The following is an 18,266-nucleotide window of genomic DNA, read 5'->3' as shown; positions in this document are numbered from 1 at the left end:
TTACATCTGAAGCGGCCAATAGACTACCGCATAAACACCGCCTGCCCACATTCTTTCATTTATTCAGTTTCCAATTGGCCTTGATCGCTCAAAAGCTGGGGTTGCACCATAATTAATTTCTAACTCCTAACCGTTATTATTATGGAAACGATCAAAACATCCTCCCAAGTCGCCGAAATCGAGCTAGTTTACAGACCCAAAATTGATGTTCAAAAAGCTCGAAAAGTGAGTAGTTCTAACTGTGCATACCAGATTTTCAAGGAAGTATGGGGTGAGGATAAAATCCAATTTATTGAATCCTTTAAAATCATCCTGCTGAACAGAGGAAATAGAGTTCTGGGAGTAGTAGAAATCTCAACTGGTGGGACAGCCGGAACGGTAGTGGATCCCAAATTGGTCTTTGCAGCAGCATTAAAAAGTAATTGTCAGTCTGTAATCCTTGGACACAATCATCCGAGTGGAAATCTACTTCCAAGTTCGCAGGATGAAAGATTGACCACACGCCTAGTTGAAGCTGGGAAGTTTCTGGATCTACCAGTTCTGGATCATATCATAGTGACCAGTGAAGGGTATTTCTCTTTCGCTGATGAAGGGAAGCTTTAGGCTTCCTTTTTGAACTTCCTAAGAAAGGCTTATCGCTACTATCCTTAAGCCATTTTCCCCATATAAACCACTCCATTTATTCCGCTTTATGCGCGCCATTTTCTAAATGACTGCTTGCTGCGCTTTATTCCTGGAGAGATTAACTATTCCCCACGGCAACAGTTTTATTCCACTTCCCTTAACCCATTCCCAACAAGTCTGGGAATGGGGCGGTCATTCAGTTCAACAGTGGCCCGGTGCCGGAATCTCCACTTTCAGCAATTTTCCTTTCTCTCCATTCTTTCGTTGCAGTCAAATAGCTTTCAGCTCCACACGGCCACACATTCAATCCGCTTTACTTTCCTTGTTCCGTCGAGACTAGAACAATAGAAACCCGCTTCTCGAATAAGTGCCCCAATCCTCCTTTAGGGGGGCAAGCCGTTTTTCGCTTTTCTGTTCCTTTCGTCAGGGAGCGTTTTTCTTCCGAGTGGCTTGTCTGATCCGTTCCAGTTTTAACAGGTGTTAGACCGTCCAACCAAGCAAAGGTGAAACCCTGATGCTGGAATCGTCAAAAATCCGCTTCTTCCTTCCGCAAAATGGCGGTCTCCTACGGACTACCTCCGACATTTTTCTTCAGGTTTTTGTCTTATCCAGCTTCAGGGTTTCCAGAAAACGCTTGTCGGTCGGTACCTCAACACCAGTGGATAAAAAAAATGTCACTACTCAGCCAAATATCCCCACTCTGCCAGAAAAACCAAGCTCCCCTCACTCCAGGGAAAAGCTCTGGATTTGTCGGGTCGATGTTCCTTACATCCTTGGATATGATGGGGGATACTTTGGTACTAGTTGGCTCTTTTTCAACCCTAAAATTATTATCAAAATGACAGCTTGGGAAAACTTCAACAAACTAGCGGAAACCGTAACCAATGAAATCATCGAAGGAATCCAAAATGAAAATCTCACTTGGGAACAAGTTTGGAATCCGAAAAATGCCCCTAAAAACTATGCTTCAAATCGCCCTTATTTAGGGTTCAATGCGCTTTGGTTAGCTTGGGTGACAATTTCAAAAAAATTTGACCATCCTTACTTCCTGACTTTCAAACAAGCGAAACAGCTAGGCGGAAATATCAAAAAAGGTCAAAAAGGGACTAAAGTGGTATTCTGGAAGATCTCCAAATTCGTCAAAGGTCAAACAAAAAATGAAGCCGGAGAAGATGAGGACCTTTTCGGAAGAAAATTTACTCCATTTATCTGGACAGTTTTCAACATCGGCCAAATTGAAGGAATCGAATTTGCCATAAATGAAACAGTGGAAAGAGTTTTTAAGCCAATTGAAACTTGTGAGCAGATTATTAATGGATATTCAGATTGCCCAAAAATTGTTCACTATGGCCATGAAGCATTTTACAGCCCCTCAACTGATTATATCAATATGCCTAGCAAGGAATCATTTAAAGGAGACGAACAGTACTATTCTGTACTTTTTCATGAAATGTTGCACTCAACTGGCCATAGTACCCGTTTGGGTAGATTTTCAGAAAGACCTGCATTGGTTGGTTTCGGCTCTGTTGAATATTCGAAAGAAGAATTGATTGCAGAAATGGGAGCTAGTTTCCTAAATGCCTATGCTGGAATCAAAGATGCCAACTTTAAAAATTCCCTGGCTTACCTAAAAGGATGGTTTAAGCCACTACAGGAAGATCCAAAGATGCTGATCTACGCTGCCCAAAAGGCACACCAGGCAGCTAATTACATACTAGGAATTGATTCAGAAGGGGAGGAGTAATCTTCCCTTTTTTTTTTGTCATAAAAGATTTTTGTAGGTTGAACTGTGATTATTAAAAACCGTTAGATCTTAAATGATGGAATCCTTACTAATTGTTACTTTTTTTCTAGGGCTCGGTTTCTTGCTATCCCTAATTCAAGAAGCACATATGAAAAAGCCTTTTCTTTCGACAATGTGTTTTCGATTGGTCAGTTTTGGGGCCTTTTGTTTTTTTATGCTAGGATCTTTCGCATCTCTGAAGTTCCTTTTTGGATTATAGAGCTTATCCAAAATTTCCCGAATTAGACGCTCTTTGTCTATCTCTTTTTTTCTTTTTGATCGCAGGCTGACGATATAAATAATCCATATTCCCCATGCCACAGCAAAAAGAGGAAATGGATTTTCTGCTCCCAAAGCACCAATCATGGCAAAAAAGCTGATAAAAACTGTTCCTAAAAATTTTATTACTGACCACATAATCAGATGGTTTAGTGAATATCTAATTTACTCATTTACGGGTAGGATTCAAAGTTGTTGGGTTTAAAGGTGTAAATGAGTAAAGATGTTTTTATATAAAGAGATATTTATTGGTTCATCTACCTTCGATTATAATTCTGCGATAACTGGTCAACTTTGGTGATCCAGAATCTGTTACCTCACAGATGATATGTAAGGTCTTTCCCGCAAAATCATCTGGAACGGTTAAACTTGCTTTTCTGGAATCATTTCCTTTAAGGATGACGTCTCCTTTGTAAGTTCCGGCTTCAGGAATTGTCCACCAACTGAAAGTTAAAGCATCCCCTTCTGGGTCGGAGGACTTCGAAGCATCCCAAGAAACTTTCCTTCCTGGTTTAACTTTTTGTTTGATGATTTCAATTCCTTCATTTTTATTGATCACCACATTTGGATTCCGATTTCCAGTACCTTCTTTTGCCCAATTCATTCGAGCAGCGAAATTGTTGAAAGTGGCAGGGTAGAAATGCTCCAAATACTTATTTGATATATCATATTCAGGCGTTTTAAAGTTTGTATATGCCATGGTTTCAGCATCTTCACTGAGCTGGAAAGTAGAATATCCACCCCAACTCACCTGACTAGGTTGCATAGGGTCGCTCAAACCATTTGGCAGCAAATACAAAAATGCTGGTGTGTCTCCTTCTACTCCATATTTGTATTTGGGATAGACCGCACCCAAAGCCCCATGGCTTTGAATATGCTCAGCATAGGCTTCCCAATTTCTCCTACCTGTTCCATTTTGAAATCTCCAGGCAGATTCATCCCATATAAATAAAAGGTCATCAGAAAATTCTTTTCTCATCCAGTGATGAGAACTAATATCATATGGCGTTTTTTGATCCCGGTCCTGATCTGTAATCGCATAGGTTGGTATTTTGTGAAGAAAGCCCTCCAGTTCAGCTTCAGAACGAGTTTGTTTCACATCCCAAATTGCTTGGGCCAGTGTGTTTCCACCACCCCAAACCGTAATCCAAAGTGGTCTATCATCTTTTTCGTCAGCTAGATGGATAATAAAATCACTTCCTGAAGATTCATTGCCTTCTCCTATAAATTTTAATCCACGGTTTTCACTTCCAAACATGGTGACACTCCTCAGGTATTTTGGACTTGGCCAATACCCGATGGCCTGACGAGATTCATCAGAATTGAATTGTACTTGATTAGAGCGTTTTTGAAGATTGGGCAAATCCTTCTCATACGCATCGATAGCTGAATGAATAAGATCCATAAAATCCTCTCGAGTTTTATCCAAACTCCAACCCGTAGTAAAAATCAAGGCTTCAATCTCAAAGAGATCTGCATGTGCCATCAATCGAACGAGAGATTCACTATCGTCTGTTTCCCAAGTGGACACATCTGTAAGTATTACTATTCTGGGTTTCAAAGAGGTCTTCTTATTTTGTTGTGATAGCACAGGAAGTGAAAGAAAAACAACAAACAAAAGGGCAATTATTCTCTTCATGATTTAAGCTGATTTATTCTGGGGTATTGAATGTTGCAAACATATACTCGTCATTAAACAAAAACTACCTAAATTTGACTAAAAACCTATCGAATTCCGAGATGATAAGACGTTTTGACGAGAAGAGAAGTGTTTTTAAACCTTATGGTTTTTCCTGTGAAATGTGGTTGCCTAATCTAATGCACAGACCTGATCGCCATAATGAAATAGAAATTAATTTTTTCCCTGAAGAAGGGATTACCTATCTATTTCAAGGAAAGAAAATAGAAATTCCAGCTAATAGATTCACTTTATTTTGGGCCCTGACACCTCATCAAATAGTAGATTTCGAAGCCGGACTTCCATATTACGTTTGTACTGTTCCCTTTTCAGTTTTCTTGGAATGGAAATTACCGGCAAGCTTTGTTGAAAAAATTTTGAACGGAGAAATTATTTCTGAGACCAATCCTATTTATTCTTCTGTAGATGAAACCAACTTCAAACGTTGGTTTAATGATTTTCAGGAAAAGAAAAATCCTAAAATTGCCTTGTTGGAAGTTCAGGGGCGTGTCAATAGAATGGCCTATGAATATATTCCAAGCACTTCCAAAAGTATTTCCACTTCACAAAACAAAGAAGCCAACCAAGTGGAAAAAATTGCCATGTTTATTGCTCAACATTATACAGAACCCATCAAAGTATCTGATATAGGAAAAGCCGTAGAATTGCATCCGGACCATGCGAATACTATCTTTAAAAAAACTTTTGGAACAACCTTAAGTGAGTACATTACCGAAGAGCGCATTTCACATGCACAGCGGTTATTACTTACTTCGGATCTTTCGATCACCCAGCTGGCATTCAATTGTGGCTTTCAATCGATTAGTCGGTTTAACGCCACTTTTTTGAAGATCACTGGTTGCACTCCCCGAGATTTTAGAAAAAGTAATAGTTTATTCCTTTCGTCTCAAAATTGAATTCTGATTCGTACCATAAGTACGGCTCGTTTCGTAAGGAAATTATGGGTTTCTTAGAAGCTTGAAATCCATTCAAAAGGATTCAACTTTAAAAGTTGACTATTAGATTGTCATTCAAGTCTTCAAATTCTCTAAAATGAATTCTTTGATCCGAAACGTCTGATTTGATTTTAAAAATACCCTTTGCTTCGAAGGGCTTAATTCCAAGGTTATTGATCAGCTTTCCTATTTTGTTCCTACTACCTTTCAAGCCATTTAAATCCCAATTTGTCGTTAGTCCATTTTCTTGGCAATAGCGATACAGCTGAGCTATTTTTATAACGGAAGTGGTGTACTTTTTACCAGTTGCATCATTATCTAGGTAGAGGTCGATATTCTTGCTCTCTTTTAAAATATCCATTATCAACCGAAAGCTGAGATTAGCAGTGCTGTCCAAGATGATTGACTTAAAATTTTTAGTGCCAGAAAGCTTTAGATAACTGAGGAAATCAAACCAGCCTTCAAAACTTTTACTCATTTCCTGTCAAAATAAAGACTCTGAATTGTTTCCTTAAATCTTATTGTCTATCAATTAATCATGAATTTGTCAAGTAAATTAACAATGATGCAATATGTAGATTTTTTGGGGGTAAGGGTGCCTAAATTCCTATGGAGGAGATATGAGGCAAGCTGGGAAGATCTTCGTGACTGGTGTTTAGAAATTGGAGTGGATGTAAGCAATCACTTTGTCGCCGATGAGACTCAGCCAAACTGGTTAACTCTCTACACTGGCGAGAAGTATTCAAGTGGGAGAGGAAGTAGCTATAGAATGCTTGTCGGGATGTATGTAGTGAAGCTTCCAGGATCTTGGCCATTTCTAATGTGTTACACTAGAAACGAAGTATTGAAAATTTTTAGGAAATCACTGATTCCCTAGTATATATATAGGAGTGAAAATATACCTTAAACAAATATTCCAAATATCGTACACTTCGTACGGCTCGTACATCTCGTACCGTACGAAGTGTACGAAACATTAAAATGTTTTTAAACAGTGATAAGTCGAATTGAAATTTTTGATGCAAGAAACTGATGGAATCGCTACTGGTTTCGCTACTACATTAAAAAATAAAGCCCTAACTCATTGATATTTAATGAATTAGGGTTCGTATATGCAGAGAGTGGGGGATTCGAACCCCCGGTACGGTTTGACCCGTACGACAGTTTAGCAAACTGCTGGTTTAAGCCACTCACCCAACTCTCTATTTTCTTTTGGCAAACTGCTGTCCCGATAGTCCCCGATAATTATCGGGATCGTGGATAAGCCACTCACCCAACTCTCTAAATTACTTTGGTAAACAATTATCTCAGAGAAGCTGTTCACCGAACTTTAGAAAGGCCAATTTGAAATAAATAGCAAGCTTAAAATCTAAACAATCTTTAAACCCTTGCTGCGAATTCCTAAGGCGTTGCAAATATAAATCAATTGCTAAGATTATTACAAACTAAAGCTGCTTAGAAATTAATTTCAAAAATCTTTTTAGATAAATTACTGGTAATCAAAAGAAATAATTTTCTTTGTGCTACAGTCCTATTCTTAGAAAAATACCCAGTACTGGGTATTTCGATTTATTAGATGCTTATCTAATTTTGGGTATAAACTTTTACCAATATGTTAATTCAAACCAGCAAAGCAAATTTTTTGATTGAGAAGAATCTGGGAAAATCAGATTGCGTCAAAATCAAAGCAGATTCAAAAGAGGAGCTACAACGATTTTTTGGATCATCAAATGTCCAGTTTTCTATTGAGCAGCAATTTCCTTTTCAGGTTTTAGCATGCAAACAGGAATTTGCAAATGCCCTTATTTTGATGGTCAAAGAGATAGAATACTCTGATTTTGGACAGGAAACGTATGTGAACTCATAATATTTTAAAAAAACTTAAAAAAAAATTAAAATGCTTTTCAGTGATGAAAAGCATTTTTTGTTTAGGGTATTACTTTTTATTGTCAGCTAAAGAATAATCGTCTGATTATTAGCTGTTTTGCATAGATAATTTTAAAAATCGCTAGTTTTTTTATTGAATATTTTTCTCAATATTTCGAATCCAAGAACCTAGAAGTTATCACCTATTTCTTCTTTTTATTGTGATTAGTGCAGAGAAAATAGAAAATCTTATTCCGGAGATTTTAATGGATTCCGACCATTTCTACCTCATCCTTCTGGATGTAGAAGGGAATGTCTTGAACTCCAATAAAATCTTTCAGGAACTAACCAAGAGCTCCTCTGAGTCAGCTCTATCTCTCTATTTGTCCGCTAAATCAGGAGACGATTTCACTCAGACAATAGATGAAATGCTTTCTTCTCCTAAACAAAAAAGGCATTTACTATTGGATTTTGAAGGAAAGAATCAGGCCACGAAAGTATGGTGGGAATTTTCGGTCATTACCTCTCCAGAAATGGATTTTTTAGGAGTGATGGGAGTAGGAATAGAATTCCAATTCCTTAAAAATGAATTTCCTTGGGAAAACCTCAGTGATGTACTTGGTTTCTCTAAGATCAAACTTTCTCCTGATTTCGAATTATTAGATTCCCTAAATGCATCCGTATCTAAAATTGGGTTGAATACTCGAGGCAGTAAAGGCAACAATATCTTTGAAACACTTTTAGTGCCTGCCGATTCGGAGAACCAACAAAAAATAGATCGATTTAAACAAGACCGAGTTTCTTGTTGCCTTTTGCTTAAGAACCCTGAGAATTGCCAGCAGTTTGCTGGGCTGTTGGTTTCGACCAATCTTGAATTTCATCTGTTTATACTTCCAAAAAACACAAAGTCAAGCATGGATGCTTTGGTTAAGCCATTTACTGAAAATCAATTGTCAAATTTCCCAGGGTCAATTTGGATTGTAGACCAAGAACTGCGCCTGTTGCAACAGAATAATTCTGGAAGTGTCTTATCTAATGCATGGAAGGGGAAACCATTTAAAGAAGGATCGCTTTTTAGTTTTAATCATCAAAGCAACCGATTTACTACACTTCTGGATAAAGTGAAGGACTGCGTCAACTCTGGGAATCCTGCTGAAGTTGAATTAAGAGTAAAGGTCAGTCCAACGGAATTTGGCTTTTGGAAAATGAATATTCGCCCAATTAAAAATTCCAATGGTGAGCGAATTGCTGTTTTAATTCAGGCTATTGACATTTCTGCTTGGGGTAAAAAGTTGATGGAACTTCAATCTGAAAACCAGCAATTGAAAGAACTAGCTTTGAAACCATCCCACATATTGAGATCACCTTTGTCATCCATGTTGGGTTTATTGGACCTTATTGATCCACGCCAATTGGATAAAGAAAATCAAAAGTATTTCTCTTATCTCAAGCCTTTGGCTAAGGAGTTGGATGATGTGATCCGGACAAATGCCAAAAAAATGAGCATTTTCGATTAGAAAAGTCCGGTTAAGTCCATTTCTGAAAGCGTAGACTTAATTTCGAATCCGGCAAAGCTAAAACCTTCTCCGGCGATTAATACCTCTAGATTTTTTGTAAAGGTAATTCCTTCTGTTTGGGAGAGGACTGATGGGCTTCCAAGAGTGATTCTTCTCTTTTTTCCATTAAAAAAATCATTTCCTGAAAACCCAGAAATAGCCCAAACAAAAGACTGGGAGCTAATTCCTTGATCTTCATAACCTAGAAGAACTATGTTTTTCCCGTCTTCGGAAATAGTAGCACTGGTGATTAAACCTTGCGCATCTAAAGATTCTCTTAGTGATGCCGTTTGGTTTGATTCGGAGATATTCAGTGTATAATGTTTGGATCGTTTATCTCCTTTGTTTTTAGAAAAGAGATGGAGTTCAGAATTTAAATAAAAGAAAGCTTCACAATCAAAATTATGGTTACTTACAGTTCCTGAAAAGTCAGTTTGGTCCGAAAAGGAAAAATTGATTTTTTCAGCAAGTACTTGGTTCGCATTTAATAGATCCGAAATGGCAATTTTGTAAATGGCCAAATTTTGCCGTTTTCCAAGATTATTCCCAAAATCTCCTATAAACAGATGGGTTTCACTTTGGGCGAGGTCTTCCCAATCAATATTAGTTGCATTCTGAACTTCAATTTCACGGATCAAGGACCCTGATTCGGGATTGAGTTCCTGAATCTTTGGAGAATTATCGCTGTCATTGATAGAAAACAAACGACCTTGGATGTACGCAATTCCTGAACTTTCATTTGCTTCCGCCACAAGATTTGTAGAGATGAAGGGGAAAAAGTTCAGCGGCTGATTAGAAGCATCGAGAATGATTTTCTTCTTGACTAGATCAAAGTCACTTTCCTGAAATTCTTCGATTTCTCCTTGGGTTTGAACCTGGATAGCTAAATGCTCAAAATTTGAAATTTGATTTTTGATTCTAAAAATATTTTCAGGCGATTTAGTACTTAGCTCAAGCGTTAAATCAGTACCGCTTTTCGCATAGGTATAAAATTCGCCTTGACTTTTTTCAAGTGGTTTTGACTCTGGTAGTAGGATTTCTGCATTGGAGAGAAGATTTTCATTGATTGTAATTAATCCTTCATCAGTCCCAGTTGCTAGGATCAACTCCTTTTCTTCAGAATCTAGATTGAATGATCCATTAGCCCAAACTGCCAAGGTATTGCTGGTTTCTTCTCTTTGTTGGGTGCCAACGTAGGAATAGCTACCAAAAGGTAATTCTATCGAAACACTTTGATCTATGAGATTGGGATCAATTTGCAGAGAAAAAGTCTCTCCATTTTGATTCTCAAAGGATAAATTTAAAGGCGAATCAAACACGTGGTTCCAGCCTTTTGCAAGGGTTCTTGCTCCAGGATTTTGTAGGTCTTTTGTGAGATCAATTCCCGTAACAAACACTTTCCCAAATCCCTCCCTAGGCTTTTCCTTCTCTTTACAAGAGAGTAGTAGAATGCTAATAGTAAAAAGTAAAAGAATTGCTTTCTGCATAAGTTGGGGAATTCCTTTCGAGACTCTTAAAATTAAACTATTATTTAAGTATCGGTCCTTTTTCAATATTGAAATCCAAGGAAAATTAATTCTTATAAACAATCTGGTAACCTGTGGGTTGAAATAGAAAGCGAGAAAAAGGATGGAAATTATAGATAAAGGTAAAGTTAAGAATGGAATAAAATTACCTGATACAATAGACGACCAAAAACCGGAGTTTTTAATCAAAGATGCAATTTTCGTAAGGCACGAAGGGTCATTGGTGAAGGTTAAATTCAATGAGATGCTTTGGATGAAAGGTGAGGGGAATTACACCAATATCGTTTTAAAAACCGGAACCTTAATCGTCAGGAATATTTTAAAGGATTTTGAAAAAAGCCTTCCTTCGGATCAATTCGTTCGAATTCATAAAAGTTATATCGTCAGAATCGATGAAATCAATTCCATAAATATGAAAGAAGTAATTGTAGGAAAAGATCCAGTTCCTGTGGGTAGGACTTACTATCAAATGCTTCTGAATGGGATACAAAAATTAGGTTCCGGATCGGAATAATTAACTAATCCAAAGCAGGCTACTATCGCCGTAGCTTAAAAACCGATATTCTTTCGCCAAAGCTTCCTCGTAAACTTTCTTCCATTCCTCACCTAGGATGGTAGCAATCAATAATACCAAAGTCGATCCTGGCTGGTGAAAATTGGTGATCAAACCTTTTACTGCTTTATATTGATATCCTGGGAAAATAAAAATCTCGGTCGAACCCACTAATACATCCTTGTCAATTTCTTCCATAAAGGATAAAATGGCTTCAAAGGATGAATTGACAGTAGGTAAGTTTTGTGTGTTTTCGTAGGGATACAATTTTGGGACAAAGAATTCCTCAGTTTCTTTTCTGATCAATCTTACTCCAAACCAATAGAGACTTTCCAAAGATCTTATAGAGGTTGTTCCTACAGCTACGATCTTTCCTTCATGGGCGATGAAATTTTGGATTGCTTTCTTGCTCACATGGATTTGCTCTCGATGCATGGGGTGGTCGGTGATTTTTTCTGCTTTTATTGGCTGAAAAGTCCCAGCGCTTACATGTAGAGTCACTTGTTCTTGCTTAACCCCATTATCTTTTAATTGCTTTAAGATTTCATCCGTAAAATGAAGCCCCGCAGTAGGAGCTGCTACGGCACCTTCTTTTTCTGAATAAACTGTTTGATATCGGGTTTTATCCTCTTCCACAGGTTTCCTGTTTAGATAGGGAGGAAGAGGAACCTCTCCGCTTGCTTCCACCACATCTACAAAGGCAACATCAGCGTCATTCCATGAAAATTCCACCTGTTTTGATTCCCTGTCAATCAGTTTTGCAGATAAAATAATTTCTTTCCTTTGGTAGGGGATCTTGCCTTTCAGGATTTCTCCATCTTTCCACTTTTTCGCATTTCCAATCATGGTTTCCCAAGTTACTGGATGCTTAGCCAGCATAATTTCAGGAATCACTGTGGTGGGAGCGATTGGTTGCAATAAAAAAATCTCTATTCTCGCACCGGTTTCTCTTTGAAAAATCAGTCGGGCAGGGATTACTTTGGTATTGTTGTAAACCAGTAAACTATCGGAAGGAAGTAATTTTGGAATATCATAAAAATGCAAATGCTCGATTTTATGATTTTTGAAATGTAAAAGTTTCGAGGAATCCCGCTTTTCAAGGGGGAATTTCGCTATTCTTTCCTCTGGTAATGTATATTCGTAAGCCTTTAAATCAATCGTAGGGATATCCATGAACTTTTTACTGATTCGAGCGCAAATATAGTTCATGTCCAAAGAAATCCTGATTCAACCTTAGCTTATTCTATGTCAAACTATAAAAGGATCAGTTTCAGCTACATTAAAAGAAAGTTGGTTTTCCGCTTTGATGCCGGAACTTCCCGCGGAATTTTAAAAACCAAAGAAGTCTTTTGGATTAAAGCGAGTTCTGCTGAAAACCCAACCGTGATTGGTTGGGGAGAGGCAGCTCCTTTGGTAAAACTCAGCCCTGATGACAGACCTGATTTTGAATCTAAACTTGAAGATTTTCTGGTAAAACTTTCCCAGCTCGATTGGGAAATGAGTGAGGAGAAAGTATTAGATCAGGTTTCAGAAACTATTCCCTTTGATTTTCCCAGCATTCGATTTGGGGTGGAAGTGGCTGTTTTGGATTTGATGAATGGAGGAAATAAACAGATTCTTCAGAATGACTTTCGGGATCAATATCAACCTATGCCAATCAATGGGTTGATATGGATGGGTGAGGTTCAATTTATGAAAGACCAAATTGATCAAAAGCTTGAGGAAGGATTTGACTGCATAAAGATGAAAATTGGAGCAATTAGTTTTGAAAAAGAACTGGAGCTCCTTTCTTACATCCGGTCTCAATATTCTGCTGATCAAATCACTTTACGGGTTGATGCTAATGGCGCATTTTCTCCAGAAGAAGCCCTGGAGAAATTAACTCGATTAGCGGAGCTTTCCATTCATAGCATTGAGCAACCAATTAGAGCGGGTCAACCTGAGGAAATGAGAAAGCTCTGTGAGATTTCACCGCTTCCAATTGCCTTGGATGAGGAATTGATTGGAGTAGAAGAGAAGGAGTCTTTATTAAAAAAGATTGCTCCTCAATTCATTATTTTAAAGCCCTGTTTATTGGGAGGAATCAAAGAAACAAGAGAGTGGATTTCAGTAGCCGAGAAACATGGAATTGGCTGGTGGATGACTTCTGCTCTTGAAAGTAATATTGGTTTAAATGCGATTTGTCAATTGACAAGCCAGTATTCCCCTGAGATACCGCAAGGCTTGGGTACAGGCAAGCTATTTGAAAATAACTTAGGTTCTCCGCTGACTGTCAGAAAGGGAGAAATTATTTACGATCCCAAAAAAGCTTGGGAAGAGCCATCTTAATCGGTTAACTGAAATAAATAAACTGGTTTATTTAAGGTGACCTTCCAATCGGTAATGGTCAATTCTCCAGTTTCTGGGTTCCTTTCAAAAACCACGATATCATTACTCGATTGATGTGCAGCTAGCAAATACTTTCCATCCTTTGTTACAATAAAATTCCTCGGCATGACTCCGCCAGAGCTTATGTTTTGAATTCTTTCAAACTCCCCACTTTCATTTTTTGAGAAAACAGAGATTGTGTTTGCTTCACCACGATTCGAAACATAAACGTTTTTGCCATCTGAGGATAATCTTACTTCTGCGGCACCAACTTGACCCGTAAAACCTTCATCAAGTAATGACAAACGTTGCTTTAGCTCCAATTTGTCTTCCATGAAGCTATAAATCTCCAGCGTGGCACTCATTTCCTGAACCACAAAAACTGATTCGCCATCTTCTGAAAACTTCATGTGTCTTGGGCCATCACCTGGAGTTACTGGGAATTCTGCCAGCAAGCTCAAAGGTTCCGCTTCATTTCCTGAAACCTTATAATTGTAGATTTTATCTGTGCCTAAATCTGCAACTAGAAGTCGGTCTCCTTTTGGATTAAATACTGTGCTATGTACATGTGGGCCTTCTTGTCTCGCTTCATTGACACTTTTTCCTTCATGTTGAACAGTTTGTAAATAGGTGAAATTTCCATCCTCTTGTACACTGTATATGCTAAGATTCCCTCCAGAATAATTCCCAACTGTCAATAGGCTTTCGTCAGGAGACAAAGCCAAATAACAAGGATGATTACCATAGGAAGATTGTTTAGCTATCAATTCAAGAGAGTCCTTAGCTAGATTCAAATTGAAACTCAAAACATCCCCTCCACTGACTCCTGCAGACTCTTCCAAAGCAAAAACCAGCTTTGAATTTTTACTGGCTATTACATAAGAAGGGTTTTGGACATCCGGAGCCAACAACTGGACTTCGAAGAGATTTTCCTCAGGATTAAATTTCAAAAAATTGATTCCTTGGTCAACAGTATCTGTATAAGTCCCTACAAGGAAGGAATAAGTTTGGGTTTCTTGAGGCATTTGAATTGCAGAAGGATTAGAACAGGCAGCAACAAAAAGTGTTACTAAAGAGAGATAGAGGAGTTGTTTCATGAATGAAAGATAGGGAATTCCCGAATCTAAGTGATTTTTCTCAAATGTTGTTTTTCTGATAAAAATCTACAAAAAATTAAATGATATGGCTTTTTTGTTATTGAATAAGTAAATAATTGGGTAAAATATAGAATTTTAATTAATTTAGTAAGCTTATTAAACCAGACCCTGATGCATAAAACCTATGATACCGAAGTCGCGAAGCGATTTACAATTTACAACAGCTTATTTTTAGATCTTCCTTTCGATGACATTTACCGGACGGGTACATTATTACCTATTCTGGGGTCAGCTTGCCAAAAAGGCTTCCAATCCGGATTAACACCTAAAGCCATCATCAAAGGTTTTTTTGATGAAATGATGGCAGGCAATACGGAGACCGAGCAAAACAATCTGCTTTTTAAAATGATCCAATATGTGGAAAGACAAGTGGTTTTGTTTGATTCTATCGAGGATGCTGCCTATGAAAAAATCAATGATCTCAGTGGAAAAGGTTCTATTAAAGCTCTGATCAATAGAGCTGATAATGACCATAAACGTGAAATGTTAATTGAAAAGTTGAAAAACTTCTCTGTAAGATTGACACTTACTGCCCACCCAACTCAATTTTATCCAGGTAGTGTTTTGGGGATCATAACTGATCTAGAAAATGCCATCCGTACTGATGATATCGGACAAATCAACCAATTGCTGAAGCAGTTGGGAAAAACAGGTTTTATCAATCGCGAAAAACCAAGTCCATACGAAGAAGCTGTCAGCTTGATCTGGTATCTGGAAAATGTATTTTACCAAAGTATTTCTGATATCACCATCAGATTGCTTTCAACCTTAGAGATTCCTCTCCATACTTGGGAAAATCCAGGATTATTGAAAATAGGATTCTGGCCAGGAGGAGATAGAGACGGGAACCCTTTCGTGACGCACGATACCACGGTGAAAGTTGCTGAGAGACTTCAGAAATGGATTTTGCGATGCTACTACAGAGACCTCAGAAGACTCAAAAGAAGACTGACTTTCAAAAATGTAGAGGATAAAGTCCTACACATCGAAAGAGCAATCTTTTCAACCTTATTTGAAGACCAGGCAGTTTATACTTCCAAAGACCAATTGTTGAATGATCTCTTCGAAGTCAGAGAATCATTGATTCAATACCATAATGGAATGTTTTTGGATCTTTTGGATCAATTTATCTTGAAAGTCAAAATTTTCGGATTCCATTTTGCCTACATGGATGCCCGACAGGACAGCAGAAAACATGATAGCCTTTGGGAGGAAATTTTTGCTATCAAAGGAATCGAATGGGCTTCTACTGAAGAGGATCAAATCAAGCAGATTCTTGGAATTGATAGTTTACCAGAATTAACTGAAATCCAAGACGAGTTTCATAGAGAGATGCTTCAGACTTTTGGTGTAATCAGCCAGGTTCAGACATCCAACGGTGAAGAAGCGCTACATAGATATATTATCTCCAATTGCCAATCGAGAAAGCATTTATTGGAAGTTTATAAACTAGCCAAGCTCACGGTAGGAGAAGGGAAAGATTTGCTTCCTCTGGATATCGTTCCATTGTTTGAGACGATTGATGATTTGGCTGAGGCTCCTGAGATTATGACGAGTCTTTATAATCTGCCGGAATACAGAGCTCATTTGGCAAGTAGAGGAAATAAACAGACCATCATGTTAGGTTTCTCAGATGGAACCAAAGATGGTGGTTATCTACAAGCGAATTGGTCAATTTTGCGGGCTAAAGAAGAATTGACGAGAGTTTCCCGTGAGAATGACATAGAAGTAGTCTTCTTTGATGGTCGTGGTGGACCTCCAGCAAGAGGTGGAGGAAACATGCATAATTTCTATGCTTCCTTAGGAGAGAAAGTGGAAAACTCTGAAATCCAAGTGACCATTCAGGGACAGACTATCTCAGCAAATTATGGAAAGCAGGCCTCTTGTACTTACAACTTTGAACAATTGCTAAGTGCTGGTTTGGAAAACCACCTTTATTCTGATTCCGAAAACAATCTAAATCCAGAGCAAAGAGCTTTGATCGAGGAGCTTGCAAGTGAAGCCTATGAATCCTACAAAGATTTCAAGAGCCATCCCAAATTCGTACCTTATTTGGAGCATGTGACTCCATTGAAATATTTTGGAATGACAAACATAGGTTCAAGACCTTTGAAAAGAGGAAAAGGTGGAGGACTGAAATTTGAAGATCTTCGCGCCATCCCATTTGTAGGAAGCTGGGCTCAGATGAAACAGAATATTCCCGGATTTTATGGGGTAGGCACAGCAATTGAAAAGCTTGAAAAAGAAGGGAGACTCGATGAAGTAAAGGCTTTATATCAGAACAGTTTGTTCTTCAGAACGCTGCTTGGTAATTCCATGCAGTCTTTGAACAAATGTTTCTACCCAGCTACTTCTTATTTGAAAGATAATGAGAGTTATGGCCCTTTCTGGGAAATCATGTTCCAGGAGTACAATAAGTCAATTGAAAAGCTAAAAATCGTGTCTGATATGGATGAGCTGATGGGGGATAACCAAGTCAGCAAAAGATCTATTGCCATTAGAGAGCGAATTGTATTGCCTTTGATTACAATCCAGCAATATGCTATTCAGACTATGTTGGAAACAGGAAAAAGTTCTGAGCTCCTAGAAAAATTGATTCTTCGAAGTATGTTTGGAATTATCAATGCAGCGAGAAATGCGGCTTAATCCAGCAAGGTTCTAAAACAAAAAAGCCCCGGAATTCCGGGGCTTTTTTGTTGAGTAGTTTTTGAATTATTTGCCAGAAATCAGACCATCTTTGATCAATTGATTTACAACTAATTCAGAGAAGCTTCTGGAAAAAGTCTCAATTGAAGAAGGGTTTGTAGTTTCTGATTGTGCAGACCAAACCAATTGTTCGGATTTTGCATCATAGAGATTCATTTCCAAGTAATAATTCTTATCCGTAGCATAATATCCAGGATCATACATTACTGGATTATAATAAGAATAATAACCGTAGAATCTACCATAATAGCCACCATACATCATAGGAGAATACATGGTTGTTCCAGGGACATAACGGGTTTCTGAAGTTTGGTCAAGCAAAGCGATGGTCAAAATTGCATCACTTCCACCATCAAGAATTGCTTTTACAGTTGCAGCTTTATTTTCTTCAGAAGCTTTGAAGCCTGGAGGAATGATGTCGAAGCTACTTACCGCATTTACGCCTTTTGCAGACATATAAGTATCAATATCATTTTCAATGGTCTGTCTGGCAACAAGATTTTCAGTAATTGCAGTTACAAAGACATTGGAATAAGGCTCAGATGGTGTATTTGGACCAGTCCAAGAGCCCAGGATTTTTGTGCTTGGAGAGCAACTTACTGCTATTGCCAAGATCAAAAAGGTGAAAATTAGATTACGTTTTTTCATGATTAGATTGAATTGAGAATTTTTATTTTTTGTCTATTTCATTAAAAAGCTCGGTCACAGCAAAATCTATTGCTTCTGCTTTTTTCTCATCTTTTTTAGGAACAACCCGATCAATCGAGCCAACCCAAACAGCCTGATTACTTTTGCTATCTACCAAATGCAGGGTTAAACTCCCTTCTTTGTAAGTATTTACAGGTACTTCTTGACTTTGCCAAGTATAGCGTCTCTGACCTGTGTACATAAATGGGTCAGTGGCAAGGCTGGTAGTTCTGGTTTGCACTTTTTCTTCTACTACCAAACCCAAATTAACTTTAAGATCCGGATTGGAGGATTTTTGTAGACCTCTCTTAACCATTTCCTCTTCTACATCTTTCATCAATAAAGCAATGGCCTTTTCAAAGTTTGGATTTTCAGGGTTCGTATTATCAATTTCTAAAAAGTCAAAACTCTTATAATTTGATAATTCAAAATCTTGATAGGCATTATCTTCTATAGTGACCAAAGAAGAGGTGCAGCTAAAAGCTAGCAACAAAAATGATCCAAGAATTAACTTATAGGCATTCATAG

The 18,266-nt window shown here is 38.0% G+C and carries 17 protein-coding genes and 1 tRNA gene; 9 read left to right on the top strand and 9 right to left on the bottom strand.

Annotation, left to right across the window (positions count from 1 at the left end; genetic code table 11):
• Positions 1-141: 141 nt before the first annotated feature.
• The gene (locus tag J0A69_RS19530; protein WP_206588305.1) at positions 142-603 is read left to right on the top strand and encodes a JAB domain-containing protein; all 462 of its coding nucleotides are present in this window, start codon (positions 142-144) and stop codon (positions 601-603) included.
• Positions 604-1,138: 535 nt separating this feature from the next.
• A complete protein-coding gene (locus tag J0A69_RS19525; RefSeq protein ID WP_206588304.1) occupies positions 1,139-2,368 on the top strand; it encodes an ArdC family protein in 1,230 nt (409 codons plus the stop codon).
• A gap of 135 nt (positions 2,369-2,503) precedes the next feature.
• Here J0A69_RS19525 and J0A69_RS19520 read toward each other — a convergent pair whose 3' ends face one another.
• Together J0A69_RS19520 and J0A69_RS19515 are read right to left on the bottom strand one after the other, a co-directional pair.
• Positions 2,504-2,824: a hypothetical protein gene (locus J0A69_RS19520; RefSeq protein ID WP_206588303.1), complete on the bottom strand. Its 321-nt coding sequence runs from the start codon at positions 2,822-2,824 to the stop codon at positions 2,504-2,506.
• Between the two features lie 115 nt (positions 2,825-2,939).
• Complete coding sequence (locus J0A69_RS19515) at positions 2,940-4,325, bottom strand: DUF1593 domain-containing protein (protein WP_206588302.1); 1,386 nt, start codon at positions 4,323-4,325, stop codon at positions 2,940-2,942.
• A gap of 101 nt (positions 4,326-4,426) precedes the next feature.
• Between J0A69_RS19515 and J0A69_RS19510 the strand changes: the two genes are divergently transcribed.
• Complete coding sequence (locus J0A69_RS19510; protein ID WP_206588301.1) at positions 4,427-5,281, top strand: helix-turn-helix domain-containing protein; 855 nt, start codon at positions 4,427-4,429, stop codon at positions 5,279-5,281.
• Between the two features lie 88 nt (positions 5,282-5,369).
• On the opposite strand, the gene J0A69_RS19505 is transcribed toward J0A69_RS19510, so the two are convergent.
• Positions 5,370-5,798 (bottom strand): toprim domain-containing protein, encoded by a 429-nt coding sequence (locus tag J0A69_RS19505; RefSeq protein WP_206588300.1) that lies wholly within the window; start codon positions 5,796-5,798, stop codon positions 5,370-5,372.
• Positions 5,799-5,882: 84 nt separating this feature from the next.
• Here J0A69_RS19505 and J0A69_RS19500 point away from each other — a divergent pair, with 84 nt between their 5' ends.
• Positions 5,883-6,197 carry a hypothetical protein gene (locus J0A69_RS19500; RefSeq protein WP_206588299.1) on the top strand — a complete coding sequence of 105 codons (315 nt, stop codon included), beginning with the start codon at positions 5,883-5,885 and terminating at the stop codon, positions 6,195-6,197.
• Between the two features lie 238 nt (positions 6,198-6,435).
• On the opposite strand, the gene J0A69_RS19495 is transcribed toward J0A69_RS19500, so the two are convergent.
• Positions 6,436-6,524 (bottom strand) — tRNA-Ser (locus J0A69_RS19495).
• Between the two features lie 408 nt (positions 6,525-6,932).
• On the opposite strand from J0A69_RS19495, the gene J0A69_RS19490 reads away from it, so the two are divergent.
• Positions 6,933-7,187, top strand: a complete 255-nt coding sequence (locus J0A69_RS19490; RefSeq protein ID WP_206588298.1) for a hypothetical protein — start codon at positions 6,933-6,935, stop codon at positions 7,185-7,187.
• Between the two features lie 265 nt (positions 7,188-7,452).
• On the top strand, positions 7,453-8,703 hold the full coding sequence (locus J0A69_RS19485) for a sensor histidine kinase (RefSeq protein ID WP_206588297.1): 1,251 nt from the start codon (positions 7,453-7,455) through the stop codon (positions 8,701-8,703).
• Here the strand turns inward: J0A69_RS19485 and J0A69_RS19480 are convergent.
• Positions 8,700-10,229, bottom strand: a complete 1,530-nt coding sequence (locus tag J0A69_RS19480; protein WP_206588296.1) for a hypothetical protein — start codon at positions 10,227-10,229, stop codon at positions 8,700-8,702. The two genes, J0A69_RS19485 and J0A69_RS19480, sit on opposite strands and share 4 nt — an antisense overlap.
• A gap of 142 nt (positions 10,230-10,371) precedes the next feature.
• Between J0A69_RS19480 and J0A69_RS19475 the strand changes: the two genes are divergently transcribed.
• The gene (locus J0A69_RS19475; RefSeq protein ID WP_206588295.1) at positions 10,372-10,782 is read left to right on the top strand and encodes a LytR/AlgR family response regulator transcription factor; all 411 of its coding nucleotides are present in this window, start codon (positions 10,372-10,374) and stop codon (positions 10,780-10,782) included.
• Here J0A69_RS19475 and J0A69_RS19470 read toward each other — a convergent pair whose 3' ends face one another.
• Positions 10,783-12,030 carry an S-adenosylmethionine:tRNA ribosyltransferase-isomerase gene (locus J0A69_RS19470; protein WP_394369896.1) on the bottom strand — a complete coding sequence of 416 codons (1,248 nt, stop codon included), beginning with the start codon at positions 12,028-12,030 and terminating at the stop codon, positions 10,783-10,785.
• A gap of 36 nt (positions 12,031-12,066) precedes the next feature.
• Between J0A69_RS19470 and J0A69_RS19465 the strand changes: the two genes are divergently transcribed.
• The gene (locus J0A69_RS19465) at positions 12,067-13,149 is read left to right on the top strand and encodes an o-succinylbenzoate synthase (RefSeq protein WP_206588294.1); all 1,083 of its coding nucleotides are present in this window, start codon (positions 12,067-12,069) and stop codon (positions 13,147-13,149) included.
• Here the strand turns inward: J0A69_RS19465 and J0A69_RS19460 are convergent.
• Positions 13,146-14,285: a lactonase family protein gene (locus J0A69_RS19460; RefSeq protein WP_206588293.1), complete on the bottom strand. Its 1,140-nt coding sequence runs from the start codon at positions 14,283-14,285 to the stop codon at positions 13,146-13,148. The genes J0A69_RS19465 and J0A69_RS19460 overlap by 4 nt on opposite strands.
• 171 nt (positions 14,286-14,456) lie before the next feature.
• Between J0A69_RS19460 and J0A69_RS19455 the strand changes: the two genes are divergently transcribed.
• Entirely contained in the window at positions 14,457-16,991 is a 2,535-nt protein-coding gene (locus J0A69_RS19455; protein WP_206588292.1) for a phosphoenolpyruvate carboxylase, read from the top strand.
• Positions 16,992-17,057: 66 nt separating this feature from the next.
• Here the strand turns inward: J0A69_RS19455 and J0A69_RS19450 are convergent, their stop codons facing one another.
• Positions 17,058-17,699: a hypothetical protein gene (locus tag J0A69_RS19450; protein WP_206588291.1), complete on the bottom strand. Its 642-nt coding sequence runs from the start codon at positions 17,697-17,699 to the stop codon at positions 17,058-17,060.
• Positions 17,700-17,721: 22 nt separating this feature from the next.
• Positions 17,722-18,264 (bottom strand): DUF4136 domain-containing protein, encoded by a 543-nt coding sequence (locus tag J0A69_RS19445; protein ID WP_206588290.1) that lies wholly within the window; start codon positions 18,262-18,264, stop codon positions 17,722-17,724.
• Positions 18,265-18,266 lie beyond the last annotated feature (2 nt).

The sequence above is a fragment of the Algoriphagus pacificus genome (assembly GCF_017254845.1).
GTDB lineage: Bacteria > Bacteroidota > Bacteroidia > Cytophagales > Cyclobacteriaceae > Algoriphagus > Algoriphagus pacificus.
This window is presented reverse-complemented; position numbering and strand designations above follow the sequence as displayed.

Coding starts and splice junctions, on each gene's coding strand:
- J0A69_RS19520 (WP_206588303.1), bottom strand. CDS start 2,824: ATGTGGTCAGTAATAAAATTTTTAGGAACAGTTTTTATCAGCTTTTTT.
- J0A69_RS19450 (WP_206588291.1), bottom strand. CDS start 17,699: ATGAAAAAACGTAATCTAATTTTCACCTTTTTGATCTTGGCAATAGCA.
- J0A69_RS19475 (WP_206588295.1), top strand. CDS start 10,372: ATGGAAATTATAGATAAAGGTAAAGTTAAGAATGGAATAAAATTACCT.
- J0A69_RS19470 (WP_394369896.1), bottom strand. CDS start 12,030: ATGAACTATATTTGCGCTCGAATCAGTAAAAAGTTCATGGATATCCCT.
- J0A69_RS19465 (WP_206588294.1), top strand. CDS start 12,067: ATGTCAAACTATAAAAGGATCAGTTTCAGCTACATTAAAAGAAAGTTG.
- J0A69_RS19510 (WP_206588301.1), top strand. CDS start 4,427: ATGATAAGACGTTTTGACGAGAAGAGAAGTGTTTTTAAACCTTATGGT.
- J0A69_RS19530 (WP_206588305.1), top strand. CDS start 142: ATGGAAACGATCAAAACATCCTCCCAAGTCGCCGAAATCGAGCTAGTT.
- J0A69_RS19505 (WP_206588300.1), bottom strand. CDS start 5,798: ATGAGTAAAAGTTTTGAAGGCTGGTTTGATTTCCTCAGTTATCTAAAG.
- J0A69_RS19490 (WP_206588298.1), top strand. CDS start 6,933: ATGTTAATTCAAACCAGCAAAGCAAATTTTTTGATTGAGAAGAATCTG.
- J0A69_RS19525 (WP_206588304.1), top strand. CDS start 1,139: ATGCTGGAATCGTCAAAAATCCGCTTCTTCCTTCCGCAAAATGGCGGT.
- J0A69_RS19460 (WP_206588293.1), bottom strand. CDS start 14,285: ATGAAACAACTCCTCTATCTCTCTTTAGTAACACTTTTTGTTGCTGCC.
- J0A69_RS19445 (WP_206588290.1), bottom strand. CDS start 18,264: ATGAATGCCTATAAGTTAATTCTTGGATCATTTTTGTTGCTAGCTTTT.
- J0A69_RS19500 (WP_206588299.1), top strand. CDS start 5,883: ATGATGCAATATGTAGATTTTTTGGGGGTAAGGGTGCCTAAATTCCTA.
- J0A69_RS19515 (WP_206588302.1), bottom strand. CDS start 4,325: ATGAAGAGAATAATTGCCCTTTTGTTTGTTGTTTTTCTTTCACTTCCT.
- J0A69_RS19455 (WP_206588292.1), top strand. CDS start 14,457: ATGCATAAAACCTATGATACCGAAGTCGCGAAGCGATTTACAATTTAC.
- J0A69_RS19480 (WP_206588296.1), bottom strand. CDS start 10,229: ATGCAGAAAGCAATTCTTTTACTTTTTACTATTAGCATTCTACTACTC.
- J0A69_RS19485 (WP_206588297.1), top strand. CDS start 7,453: ATGGATTCCGACCATTTCTACCTCATCCTTCTGGATGTAGAAGGGAAT.